This is a genomic window from Testudinibacter sp. P27/CKL/0425, from assembly GCF_052931395.1.
Genome location: NZ_CM128801.1, coordinates 1,568,245 through 1,581,443, shown reverse-complemented (window position 1 = coordinate 1,581,443; position 13,199 = coordinate 1,568,245). Strand labels below are relative to the sequence as shown.

11 protein-coding genes are annotated in these 13,199 nt (G+C 48.5%); 4 read left to right on the top strand and 7 right to left on the bottom strand.

The window, feature by feature from the left end:
- Positions 1-45 precede the first annotated feature (45 nt).
- From ACUHGC_RS07910 to ACUHGC_RS07895, 4 genes are read left to right on the top strand one after another with little or no spacing between them, the layout of a single operon-like run.
- Positions 46-1,626 carry an L-lactate permease gene (locus ACUHGC_RS07910; protein WP_446832806.1) on the top strand — a complete coding sequence of 527 codons (1,581 nt, stop codon included), beginning with the start codon at positions 46-48 and terminating at the stop codon, positions 1,624-1,626.
- Positions 1,627-1,674: 48 nt separating this feature from the next.
- Positions 1,675-2,394, top strand: a complete 720-nt coding sequence (locus ACUHGC_RS07905; RefSeq protein WP_446832805.1) for a (Fe-S)-binding protein — start codon at positions 1,675-1,677, stop codon at positions 2,392-2,394.
- 10 nt (positions 2,395-2,404) lie between these two features.
- Positions 2,405-3,808: a LutB/LldF family L-lactate oxidation iron-sulfur protein gene (locus ACUHGC_RS07900; RefSeq protein ID WP_446832804.1), complete on the top strand. Its 1,404-nt coding sequence runs from the start codon at positions 2,405-2,407 to the stop codon at positions 3,806-3,808.
- 32 nt (positions 3,809-3,840) lie between these two features.
- Complete coding sequence (locus ACUHGC_RS07895) at positions 3,841-4,545, top strand: LutC/YkgG family protein (protein WP_446832803.1); 705 nt, start codon at positions 3,841-3,843, stop codon at positions 4,543-4,545.
- A gap of 47 nt (positions 4,546-4,592) precedes the next feature.
- On the opposite strand, the gene uvrC is transcribed toward ACUHGC_RS07895, so the two are convergent.
- From uvrC to ACUHGC_RS07860, 7 genes are all read right to left on the bottom strand, one after another.
- Positions 4,593-6,422 carry an excinuclease ABC subunit UvrC gene (uvrC, locus tag ACUHGC_RS07890; protein ID WP_446832802.1) on the bottom strand — a complete coding sequence of 610 codons (1,830 nt, stop codon included), beginning with the start codon at positions 6,420-6,422 and terminating at the stop codon, positions 4,593-4,595.
- A 71-nt stretch (positions 6,423-6,493) separates the two neighbouring features.
- The gene (locus ACUHGC_RS07885) at positions 6,494-6,910 is read right to left on the bottom strand and encodes a YidB family protein (RefSeq protein ID WP_446832801.1); all 417 of its coding nucleotides are present in this window, start codon (positions 6,908-6,910) and stop codon (positions 6,494-6,496) included.
- A gap of 16 nt (positions 6,911-6,926) precedes the next feature.
- A complete protein-coding gene (kdsB, locus tag ACUHGC_RS07880) occupies positions 6,927-7,706 on the bottom strand; it encodes a 3-deoxy-manno-octulosonate cytidylyltransferase (RefSeq protein ID WP_446832800.1) in 780 nt (259 codons plus the stop codon).
- Positions 7,693-7,884 carry a Trm112 family protein gene (locus tag ACUHGC_RS07875; RefSeq protein WP_446832799.1) on the bottom strand — a complete coding sequence of 64 codons (192 nt, stop codon included), beginning with the start codon at positions 7,882-7,884 and terminating at the stop codon, positions 7,693-7,695. The genes kdsB and ACUHGC_RS07875 overlap by 14 nt, the downstream gene beginning before the upstream one ends.
- Positions 7,877-8,866, bottom strand: coding sequence for a tetraacyldisaccharide 4'-kinase (lpxK, locus tag ACUHGC_RS07870; protein ID WP_446832798.1), 990 nt, complete (start codon positions 8,864-8,866; stop codon positions 7,877-7,879). The genes ACUHGC_RS07875 and lpxK overlap by 8 nt, the downstream gene beginning before the upstream one ends.
- Before the next feature lie 21 nt (positions 8,867-8,887).
- Positions 8,888-10,636, bottom strand: coding sequence for a lipid A ABC transporter ATP-binding protein/permease MsbA (gene msbA, locus ACUHGC_RS07865; RefSeq protein ID WP_446832797.1), 1,749 nt, complete (start codon positions 10,634-10,636; stop codon positions 8,888-8,890).
- 46 nt (positions 10,637-10,682) lie between these two features.
- Positions 10,683-13,061 carry a DNA internalization-related competence protein ComEC/Rec2 gene (locus ACUHGC_RS07860; protein WP_446832796.1) on the bottom strand — a complete coding sequence of 793 codons (2,379 nt, stop codon included), beginning with the start codon at positions 13,059-13,061 and terminating at the stop codon, positions 10,683-10,685.
- Positions 13,062-13,199: the final 138 nt, after the last annotated feature.

Genomic DNA, 13,199 nt, shown 5'->3' with positions numbered 1-13,199 from the left:
TTATTATTCTCTTAACCCCTTTTTGTTCCAACTAAGGATCTTTTAATGGCTTTAACACTCAGTCTTTTTCCGATCGTTTTACTGATTTATTTAATGGTGAAACGAAATAGCACCCCATCTTTTATCGCCTTACCACTCATCGCCCTGCTGGTGTATGTGCTGCAATTAACCTACTTCGGACAGGATTTTATGTTGGTCAATGCCAATGTGATTTCCGGGATTATCGCCACCCAAACGCCGGTCACCATTATTTTTGGTGCGATCTTATTTAACCGCATGATGGAAGTGTCCGGTGCAATCAATATTTTGCGCCGCTGGTTATCCAACATCAATCCGAATCCGGTTGCGCAATTAATGATTATCGGCTGGGCATTCGCATTTATGATTGAAGGCGCTTCCGGTTTCGGCACTCCGGCGGCAATCGCTGCGCCAATCTTGGTCGGGCTGGGATTTAATCCGATTAAAGTGGCAATCTTTGCGTTAGTGATGAACTCGGTTCCGGTTTCCTTTGGTGCGGTAGGCACTCCAACTTGGTTCGGTTTTGCACCGCTAAATCTGGGAGAGGATATGCTCTTGGATATCGGCTATAAAAGTGCGCTTATCCACTTCTTCGCAGGCTTAGTGGTTCCGGTGATTGCGCTGCGTTTTGTCACTGACTGGAACAATATCCGCAAAAATATCCTGTTTATTTATCTCAGTATTTTAGCCTGTACCGTGCCTTATTTGCTGCTTGCCGGCGTCAACTATGAATTCCCGTCTTTGGTGGGCGGCGCAGTCGGATTGTTGGTGTCAATTCTGCTGGCAAACAAAGGTATCGGCTTGGCAAAAACCAAAGCGAAAGAAGTACCAGATCCGGTTCCTTTCGCCACTATCTTTAAAGCGATGCTGCCGACGATCATGCTGATCGCGATTTTAATCGTCACCCGTATTCATCAGCTGGGAATCAAAGCCTTGCTGAATGACGCAACCACTTGGTTCAGCGTCTCACTGGGGCAATTCGGACAATTTGAAGTCAGCCGCGCCTTGATTCTTTCGCTGAAAAATATTCTGGGACAAGGCGTGAACGACAGCTACAAAACGCTGTATGTTCCGTCGTTGATTCCGTTTATCATCACCGTATTGATTTCACTGTTTTTATTTAAAATCAAGCCGGCAGACAGCAAAAGCATTTTCTCTACCACCTTTAAACAAACTAAAAAGCCGTTTTTCGCATTAATTGGGGCGTTAATTATGGTGAAATTGATGCTGTTAGGCGGTGAAAATTCGATGGTACAAACCATTGGGCGCGATTTCGCCGCGGCAACCGGCTCGAATTGGACTTATTTTTCCGCCTATCTCGGCGCGATCGGTTCTTTCTTCTCAGGCTCTAACACCGTTTCCAATCTTACTTTTGGCGGAATTCAATATTCGATTGCGCAAACAACCGCACTTTCTGTACCATTAACTTTGGCATTACAGTCTGTCGGTGGCGCGATGGGGAATATGGTGTGCATTAATAATGTGATCGCAGTCTGTTCTGTGTTAGACGTGAAAAACCAAGAAGGTACGATTATCAAGAAAACCGTGATCCCGATGTTGATTTACGGTGTGATTGCCGCCCTGGTCGCCACCCTGATTTTGTCTTAATTTTTCTGCTGCCGAATTTCGGCAGCACGCTATTTTGTTGGAGTATCCATGAACGTTAATTTTTATGTCACCTGCATTGCAGATGCGCTGAAAGCCAATGTTGCCAAACAGAGCGTGCTTCTGTTGGAGCAATTGGGCTGCCAGATCACCTTTTTAGAGAAACAAGGTTGCTGCGGACAACCGGCACTGAACAGCGGTTATAGCAAACAAGCCATTCCGGCAATCAAAAACCTGATCACCACGTTTGAAACGAACGACTACCCGATCGTCGCCCCGGCCGGCTCTTGCGTGTATGCGATCAAAACCTACGCCCAATATTTGCAAGACGAGCCGCAATGGGTGGCAAGAGCGGAAAAACTCGCCGCACGCTTTTATGATCTGACTGATTTTATCGTCAATAAAATCGGGCAAACCGATGTCGGCGCCAAATTAGAAGGCAAAGCGGTATATCACCCGTCATGCAGCTTATTCCGCAAATTAGGCGTGCAGGACGAGCCTGTTAAATTACTGCAACAAGTACAGGGTTTAGAATTATTACCGATTCAAAATCAAACCACTTGCTGCGGCTTCGGTGGCACTTTCTCCGTCAAAATGGCGGAAATTTCCGGTGAAATGGTGGTCGAAAAAGCCGAACACATCAAAGAAGTTCAGCCGGATTATCTGATAGGCGCCGACGTTAGCTGTTTAATCAATATCGGCGGCAGACTGCAACGCGAAGGCAGCCCGATTAAAGTGATGCACATTGCCGAAGTGTTAATGAGTCGTTAAGGAGAAAACCATGTCATTAAGAACCAGCGAAATCCCGTTCAAAGAGCGGCTTAACGATGAAATCCATAATGGAGTGATGCGCAAAGCTGTAGTGATGGCGCAAGAGCGGATCGGCGCTAACCGCCAGAAAATGGTCGATGAATTGGGACATTGGGAAGAGTGGCGCGAACAGGCGAAAGCCATTCGTAATCACGTTTTGGAAAATCTGGACGCTTATCTCTATCAACTGTCGGAGAAAGTCACCGCCAATGGCGGGCAGGTCTATTTTGCCAATACCGCGCAGGATGCCACCGATTACATCAAGCGTATCGCATTACAAAAACAAGCGAAAAAAGTGGTTAAATCCAAGTCGATGGTAACCGAAGAAATCGGCTTGAACCATGTGTTGGAAGCGGAAAATATTCAGGTGATCGAAAGCGATCTGGGCGAATATATCCTGCAACTTGCCGGCGATAAACCGTCGCATATCGTGGTGCCGGCAATCCATAAAGATCGTCATCAAATCCGTAAAGTATTGCATGAAAAACTGGGCTACCAAGGAGAAGCGACACCGGAAGAAATGACGCTGTTTATCCGCCAGGCTATCCGTAAAGATTTTCTGGAAGCCGACATCGGCATCAGCGGCTGTAACTTTGCCGTCGCCGAAACCGGCAGCGTCTGCTTAGTGACCAACGAAGGCAATTTACGCCTAGCCACCACCCTGCCGAAAACGCACATTGCGGTGATGGGCATGGAACGTTTGGCACCAACATTTGAAGAAGTCGATGTGTTGATCACCCTGCTGGCGCGAAGTGCGGTCGGAGCGCGTTTAACCAGTTATAACACTTGGTTGACCGGCCCGCGTTTGGCGGGCGAAACCGACGGCCCGGAAGAGTTTCATTTGGTGATTGTCGACAACGGTCGTTCCAAAGCGTTAGGCAGCGAATTTAACGATATTCTGCGTTGTATCCGTTGCGGTGCGTGCTTAAACGTTTGTCCCGCTTATCGCCAAATGGGCGGACATAGTTATGGTTCGATCTACCCCGGCCCAATCGGCTCAGTGTTATCGCCGATTTTAGGCGGTTACGAAGATTTTAAAGATCTACCGTATGCCTGTTCACTGTGCACCGCGTGTAATCAAGTTTGTCCGGTCAAAATTCCGTTGGCGAACCTGCTGTTGAAACACCGCGGCAAAATGGTCGAACAAGGAATCACCCCGACCCTAGAGAAACTGTCCGTGCGTATGTTCACCCTCGCCAATAACCATCCTACATTATGGAAAGTCGGGATGAATATCGGGGCGAAACTCAGCAAAAAACTGATCAAAAACGGCAAAGCGCCAATCAATGTCGGCGCCATTTCGGAATGGACCAAAGCCCGCGATCTACCGGAAGCCGAAGGTGAAAGTTTCCGTCAATGGTTTAAAAACCGCTGAGCGATGCCAAACAGAATTAAAGGAAAACAGTTATGTTAGATCAACAAAACAGACAGCAATTTTTAGAACATCTGGCAGCACAATTGGGCAGACCGCTGCGCAAAGAAGTAGTCGGCGGTTATCAAACCGTTACCACTCAGCCGGTCACCCGGCTCACCGAATTGGACGACGAACAACGCTGCGCCGAATTTGTCAAAGTTGCCACTGAAGTGATGGCGGTGGAATGCGTGTTAACCAGCGCAGCCAACGCACCGACCGCACTTTTAGAGCTTTGTGACAAATTACAAGGCGGCGAGGTGTTGTTAAACGATGACGAACGCCTGAATCAATACGGCTTAACACAGGCGGTGCAACATCGTTACACTACTCACATCTGGTCGGAATATAGCGCCGAGCAAAACCGCACTTTTGCTGAAAAAGCCAATATCGGAATTGTGTTCGCCGAATACGGTTTAACCGAATCCGGCGGCATAGTGTTGTACTCCTCTGCCGAACGCGGACGCGCCACCAGCTTACTGCCGCAAATTTCAATTGCCGTGGTGAAAAAAAGTACGATTTTGCCACGCGTTGCGCAATTGGCAACCATTTTGCACCAAAAAGCGCAGCAAGGCGAACGGATGCCGTCATGCGTTAATATTATCTCCGGTCCGAGTGCCACCGCAGACATTGAATTGGTAAAAGTGATTGGGGTGCACGGTCCGATTAAGCAAGTGTATTTGGTTTTAGACGATGCTTAATTAGCTCGTTATTAGCTATTCAAGGCAGGATTTTCCTGCCTTTTCCATTATGACTCGCGCAATTGCTCAAAAACAATTTCCGCCATTTTTCGTGAAATTCCGGGCACGGTCGCCAGTTCGTCGACGCTAGCAGATTTCACCCCTTGCATTCCGCCCAAATATTTCAGCAGCGCTTGACGGCGCTTGCTGCCGATTCCGGCGATTGATTCCAATCCGCTTTGCGCAAAGGCTTTTTGGCGTTTTTTGCGATGTCCGCCAATTGCGTGGCGGTGCGATTCATCGCGAATATGCTGAATTAAATGCAACGCCAAACTGTCGGCAGGCAAGTGCAATTCTCGCCCTTGGTTGCTGATGATCAAGGTTTCCAATCCGGCTTTGCGATCCACACCTTTTGCGACGCCAATCAGTAACGGATGTTGTTTATCCCATTCGACATTCAAGTCGGCGAACACCGCCAAAGCGCGGTTGAGCTGTCCTTTGCCGCCGTCGATAAAGATAATATCGGGAATTTTCTCCGCTTCCAGCGGCTTGTTATAGCGTTTGAGTAAGGCTTTTTCCATTGCCGCGTAATCGTCGCCCGGCGTGATGCCGTCGATATTAAAACGGCGATAATCTGCTTTATACGGTCCGTCCGAATTAAAAACCACGCAAGAGGCGACAGTTTGTTCGCCCATGGTATGGCTAATGTCAAAACATTCCATTCGCCGAATTGACGGCAAGCCGAGCAATTCGCCAAGCGCCTGATACCGCTCTTTGATTCGCCCATGTTGTTTCAACTGATCCGCTAGCGCAATTTCGGCATTCATTTGCGCCAAATGTAAAAATTTTGACTGTTTACCCTTCGCCTGATCTTGAATTGCCACCTGAAAACCAGCTTGCTCGGCTAACACCGTCTCAAGTGCGGTTTTTTGTTGCAGTTGGCGATTGGTAATGATTTTTTTCGGAATCGTCCGCCCTTGGCTGGCTTGCAAATAGAACTGCCCGAAAAAGGTTTCGCTGACTTCATCAAGTGCGGTATGGCTTGGAATTTTCGGAAAATAGCTGCGGCTGCCCAACACCTTGCCCTGACGAATAAACATCACATGGATACAGGCGATGCCGTGTTGGTAGGCAATCGCGATAATATCCAGATCATCGGTATTTTGATTGGAAATAAATTGTTTTTCCGTCACCGCGCGCACCGCCTGAATCTGGTCGCGATATAATGCGGCTTTTTCGAAATCCAGCTGCCCGCTCGCCTGTTCCATTTGACTGACCAAATGTTGTACCACTTGCTGATCTTTGCCCTGCAAAAACAGGCGCACATAATCGACCTGCCGATTATATTCCTCATCGCTGACATAACCGCTGACACAAGGCGCGGAGCAGCGCCCGATTTGATATTGCAAGCAAGGGCGCGAGCGGTTGCGGTAGGTGGTGTCTTCACATTGGCGCACCGGAAACAGTTTCTGCAACAATGATAGCGTCTCACGCACTGCCCCGGCATTCGGATACGGCCCGAAATAATCACCGGCAATTTTTCGACTACCACGAAACGCGCTCAGCCGAGGATGACGCTCTTTGGTCAGTAAAATAAACGGATAAGATTTATCGTCGCGCAGTAAAACGTTATATTTCGGCTGATATTGTTTAATATAGTTATGTTCGAGCAGCAGCGCTTCGGTTTCCGAATGGGTGACGGTCACATCAATCTGTGCAATTTGCGCCACTAAAGTTTCAGTTTTTTTGCTGGCAAGATTTTTACGGAAATAACTGGAAAGGCGTTTTTTCAGATCTTTGGCTTTGCCGACATAGATGACCTCGTTTTTGTCATCATACATCCGATACACTCCGGGTTCGGTAGTGACTTCGGCAAGAAAGCGTTTGGCGTCGAACATATCGTTAATTTTGTATGGAGGCGGATGATAAATCCGCCCGATTTTAATTTAATTTATTGAGCGTTATTGAATTACTTCAAAAAGTTATTCAATACCGACTGGATGCCTTTTGACAACAAGTCGCTGTCGGCATTTTTGTCCAATGCGCCGTTCGGGCTGAGTTTATCAACGATTTGTGGTAAGAATTGAGAAAGCAAATCTGAAGCTTGCGCTTCGTCTTGCACGCCGGCTTGTTGTGCCGCTTGCTGTAATTCTTGTTTGCCGAAAACATCTTCCACTTGGGTCGGGGAAATGCTTTTATTTTCACCGGTTCCCAGCCAAGATTGCAGCAGATCATCCAGCCCGCCTTGTTGGAATTTGGCAAGAATACCTTGAATGCCGCCTTGTGAGGACAATAACGCATTGATAATCGCCATCGCCTGCCCCTGTTTTCCGGCTTCTCCGCCCAACACACTGGAGACCACTGAACCTAAAATTTTGTCTAACATAAGATTGTTCCTGATATTACTGAGTTAAAATTTGACGAACTTTTTCAAGATCCTCAAACGTATCCACTCCGACAGCCGGCACTTCTTGCGCCAACGCCAGATGAATTTTTTCACCGTACCACAACACTCGCAGCTGCTCTAACGACTCGATCTGCTCAAGTGCGGTCGGCTGCCACTCGATATATTGCTGAATAAATCCGGCACGGTAGGCATATAGCCCGATATGACGTAAATAGGCGGTTTTTGCCAAGTCTAATTCTGCTTCGTTGATCTCGCCCTTTTTCAATGCAGCGAATTGATCACGATCCCAAGGAATCGCCGCTCTTGAAAAATACAACACTAAGCCTTGTTGATCGGTCAGCACTTTGACCACATTCGGATTAAACAGTTCCTCGGCGTGTTCAATTTTCACCGCCAACGTCGCCATTTTTACCGCGTTATCGGCTAAATTTTGCGCCACTTGGCGAATAATTGACGGCGGAATCAACGGCTCGTCGCCCTGCGCATTCACAATAATTTCATCAGCCGCCATGCCGGTTTTCGCTACCACTTCCGCCAAACGTTCAGTGCCGAAATTATGGCTTTCCGCCGTCATGCAAACTTCAGCACCGAATCCTCGCGCCACTGCCGCCACTTCGCCATGGTCGGTCGCCACGATAATCCGTTCTGCACCTGATTTTTGCGCCTGTTCCCAAACGTGTTGAATCATCGGTTTACCGGCAATGTCCGCCAACGGTTTGCCCGGCAAACGAGAGGAAGCATAACGCGCCGGAATAATCACATTAAATTTTACCATTTTGCTGATCCTTTTCTGTTAACACAATACCGCTTTCCGGCAACAACACCGGAATGCCGTTTTCAATCGGGTATGCCAGCTGCTCATGGTCACAAATCAAGCGTTGATTGTCTTTATCATAGCGTAATTTGGCATGACAACGCGGACAGGCAATCACCTGCAAAATCTTGTTATTCACCTTTCACCTCTTGTAAAATCTGTTCCACCACAACATTAATTGCCGGATCCAGTTCAGCTTCCACCGGCACATACCACCAGTTTTCCCGAGCAAACTGACCGCACTTCACAGCGTCTTTTTCGGTCATAAACAATGCTTGATCCGCTTTCACTAATGAATTCAGCTTATCCGCCGACAGTTTGGCATGATCGGCAAATGCTTTTTGCTTGGCGATCGTCAGTTGCATATTTTTCAGCATATTGAAAAAGCGCTGCGGATGACCAATCGCCGCCACCGCGACAATTTGAGTGGAGCCGAAATCAGTCAGCAGGCGTTCTTCTTGGGTCAATAAATTCACCGCCACTTTGGCTTGTAATCGCATCTGAATTTCATTCGGCTTCGCTTCGCCGCCGTTACACACCACCGCATTGATTGTTTTCAATCGGCTCGGCAGTTCACGCAGCGGCCCCGCCGGCATCAGCCAACCGTTGCCGAAACGGCGCTGCCCGTCAACCACCACAATTTCAATATCACGCTGTAGCGCATAGTGTTGCAAGCCGTCATCACTCAAGATGACATCAATATGATAAGCCTTATGTAATAATTCAATACTTTGACGGCGGTTAGGCGAAATCGCCATTTTTGCCGTGCTGTGGCGAGCAATCAGCACCGGTTCATCGCCCACTTCCGCCGGATTGGAATTCGGGTTCACCAATTGCGGATAGTTTCTGACTTCGTTATTTCCCGGCACATAACCGCGTGAGATCACGCCAACCTTCAGCCCTTGCTGCTGCAAGCGGCGCGCCAGCCAAATCGTAAACGGGGTTTTGCCGTTGCCGCCGACCGATAAATTACCAATCACCACCACCGGCACCGGCGCTTTCCACGAAGTGAGAATACCGAAACGATACGCCACGCGCCGCACCGCACTTATCGCCCAAAACAGTAACGCAAGCGGTGCAAGCAGCCAAACCCAAATGCTTTTTTGATACCAAAAATTCATAGGTACGCCCCAGATGTCCGGTTATTGACTAAATTGTAATTTATGCAGTTGAGAATAGGCATTCCCTGCTGCCAATAATTGTTGATGCGTACCGCGCTCAATCACTTGTCCGTGATCCACCACCAAGATTTCATCGGCATTTTCAATCGTTGATAAACGGTGGGCGATCACGATAATAGTGCGATCGTTGCGCAAACCGTCAATCGCCGCTTGAATCGCCCGTTCGGATTCGGTATCCAGCGCCGAAGTGGCTTCGTCTAAAATCAGCACCGTTGCGTTACGCAGCAATGCTCTTGCAATCGCCAAGCGTTGTCGTTGCCCGCCGGACAACATCACGCCGTTTTCGCCGATTTCAGTATCCATACCTTGCGGCAGGCTTTCGATAAATTCCAGTGCGTGCGCTGCTCTTGCCGCTTCGATAATCTGTTCACGGCTATATTGATCAGTGGCGGCATAGGCAATGTTATTAGCAACGGTGTCATTAAACAGATGCACTTGCTGTGACACCACCGCACAGTGGGTGCGCAAATTTTCCAAGGTGTATTCTTTGATATTATGCCCGTCGAGCAGAATTTCGCCCTGCTCAATATCATAAAAACGGGTCAATAAATTGGCGATGGTCGATTTGCCCGAGCCGGAGCGCCCGACCAGCGCTACGGTGCTGCCCGCTTTTACCTCAAAAGAGACATCCTGCAACACATTTTGCTCTTTGCCGTGATAGTGGAACGAAACATGGTTAAAGCTGACATCGCCGTTCACTTTGTCTTTTACCAACGTGCCTTGATCTTTTTCGATTGGCAAATCCATAATCGAAAACAGCGTTTGACACGCCGCCATGCCGCGCTGGAATTGGGCGTTCACATTGGTTAACGATTTTAACGGTTTCATCATCGCCAACATGGAGGAGAACACCACGGTGAACGATCCTGCGGTCAGATTCTGGCTCATAATGCTCGGCACGGTTGCCAGATACAACACGATCGCCAACGCAAAAGAAGCAATGATCTGCACCACCGGATCGGAAATCGCCGACGCCATCATCATTTTCATGCCCTTGCGGCGCATATCATTGCTGACATGATTAAAGCGCTGTTCTTCCACTTTTTGTCCGCCGAACGACAGCACCACTTTATGCCCTTTCAGCATCTGTTCAGCCGAGGAGGTCAGTTCGCCCATTGACGTTTGCATATTTTTGCTCAAGCGGCGGAAGTGTTTGGAAACCAATCGAATCAAAATCGCAATAATCGGACCGATGACAAACAACACCACCGACAATTGCCAGCTGGTATAAATCATCACGCCTAACAAAGAGATCAGATACGCCCCTTCACGCACAATCGTCACCAACGCCCCCGACGCCGACGACGCCACTTGCTCGGAATCATAAGTGATCCGCGACAGCAATTTGCCTGAGGAGTTGTTATCAAAAAAGGTAACCGGCATATACATCATGTGCTTAAACAAGCGACGGCGCATGGTCATGATCACTTTGCCGGAAACCCATGCTAAACAATAAGTGGAAACAAAATTACTCAAGCCGCGGAAGAAAATCAGCACCACCACCAACACCGCCATCAGTTTCAAAAAATCGGTATCGGCTTTGCCGAAGCCGTCGTCTAGCAACGGTTTCAACATTGAGATCAGCCCGGCATCGGTCAGCGCATTAATGATCAACGCGATCGCCGCTGCAATTAAGCCGGATTTAAACGGCAGGATCATCGGCCAAAGGCGTTTGAAGGTTTTGGCGGTAGAAAAGTCTTTATCTTCCATTCATTTTTCCAATTAAATTAATCGCATTTTTTAGCGTCAAATTGGCTTATTCTAACTGTATTTCCTTTGCTTCGCCAATAATTATCTGATGCCAAGGCGCTAGCCGTCTTCTGGCGGTGTCGATTCGCCAGCTGCCGTTTTTAACTGAAATCCGGATTTGCCCGTCAAGTGCGGTATTATAAACCGCACTTTGAGCCTGTTGCAGGCGTGCAAGTACCGCAGCGCTGGGTAATTGCCATTGATTGTAGAGGCTTGCGGAAATCAAGGCAGCTTCAGGACGCAAGTTTGCCAACCATAGCCAGCTTGTCGAACTTTTACTGCCGTGGTGCCCGACTTGCAGCCAATCCACCTTGCCGATGTTGGCGGCAATTTGCCGCTCGCCCGTCGCGTCCAAATCTCCACTCAACAACAGCCGCAGCCGATCTCGGCTGACTAATAGCACGCAGGAATCGGCATTGCCCGCTTGCATGGTTATCATTCGTGGCGCAAAGGCTTCAAACTGAAAGCCTCGCCAGTGCCATTTTTCCCCTTGTCGACAAAAACGCCGCTGTCGGGCGTGGTAATCTTTATTTGAACTTTGCACCAAAACCGCACTTGGAAACGCATTTAACAGCGGCTGCACTCCGCCCGCATGATCGTTGTCATCATGACTGATAATCAACTGCTGCAATTCCAAGCCTTGCCGAGATAAATACGGCAAAATTTCGCTCTGCGCCATACTGCCGCCCTGCCACGACTGCCCGCTATCAAACAGGGTTGCCTTTTTACCGTCAATCAGCAACACCGCCAAACCCTGCCCCACATCTAACATTTCGAGTCGCCAGTCGGCTTGATTTAATGATTTGCTGACTATATTGGTTAAACCAATTAATAAAAACAAACCGCATAGCACGCTTGCCCGACGACAGGTTTGCCGAGTCGGCACTTTTTGCTGCTCGCAACCACGCCAAGTGCGGTATAACAACAAGCACAACAATGTGCCGAAACACATCAAGGTGATCCATGCCTGCTGTTGGTTTGACAACATCAGATACTGATTCGGCAATTGCGCCAACAGGCGTAAACTGTGTTGTAGCAACCAGTCGATACTTCGCCAACCAAGATCCGTTGCAAATAGCAGATTCAGCAAAATTAGCGGCACTAAGACAAAACCAAACAGCGGCACCAGCAGCAGATTACTCCAGAGCGTACCGATTGGAAAGGCTTGAAAAATCAGTAATTGCAGCGGCGTAAATAATAGCAATAAGCCGAGTTGCAGATGCAACAAACCCAACAGCCAATAGCCCACTGTAGGCAACCGCTGCTTTAACGGAATCCCCCGCCATTGCCAACGGTTCAACGGAAAAAAGTGGTAATAAAAACACAGTGCCGCCACTGCGCCGAATGACAGCCAAAAACTTTCATTTAAGATTGCCAGCGGATCAAGCCATGTTAGCCATGCCGCAATCAACAACACCATTTTCCACGGCGGCAAATAAACCCGACTGAACGCCAAACACAACCAAAATGCGTATGCCCACAGCGCCCGCTCAGTCGGCAGTTGAAAATCCGCCAAATAGGCATAGCACACCGCTGCTAACAGCGCCAGCAAGTGCGGTAGCCGATACGAAATTCCCCATGATTTAACACCGAATTGGACTAAACGAACCACGCCCCACACCAACCAAGCGACCAGCCCGATATGCAAACCGGAAATGGCAATCAGATGCGCGGTTCCGCTTTCGCGAAAAGCGCGCCAATCGTCCGCATCTAGCCAAGCACGTTCGCCGAATGCCAATGCCAAAATAACACCTTGGTGACGCAAGCCCGCCGTTTGTTCAAACACCTGAGCCAGCTTGCGCTGCCGCCAATTTGGCGCACGTTGTCGCAATTCCGCTTGTTTCACATTTGCTGATGCCAAAATCATCTGCGATAACAACCAACGCTGGCGATTAAAGCCGCCTTCATTTAAGCGCGAACTGAGCGGACGCAGCGCCAACCGCACTTGCCATTTGTCACCCGGCTGCGGCAGCTGTTCCAATTGCCAATTCAGTTGAATTTTCATCGTGCCGAGTTGATAAGCGGACAAATCCGCCCGCGCAATCACTTGGCTGCTCATTTGCTGATTACGAAAGCCGAGAATTTCAATTTCACTTTCAATCGGCTGCCCCCTCAACTGCACTACCTTTTCCGCCCGCAGCAAAACCTCTTGCAAAATATTTTGTTGATAGCCGAGAAAAACTAACAATGCAATCGCAAACCACCAATAAGTGCGGTTGTCCGTTCGGCTTTTGCCACGCCAAACATGACGAATAACGCAGAATAACACTAACCCGAATGCCAGCCCGTAACACAGGTGATGATACCCGAGCCAAACTGACGGGATAAAAAATAACTGACAAAGGCTTAACAACCAACACGCAGCGAATAGGGGTAATTTCATCATTTGTTTATATGCATCAAATTCCAATATTGACATTTTGACGCGGGAAACAATGCGACATCTAATCATGCGATTTATTTTTGCGATCCGGATCGCAAAACATGGATTTGATTTACTTTTTTAACCACTTGTTTTTTAATG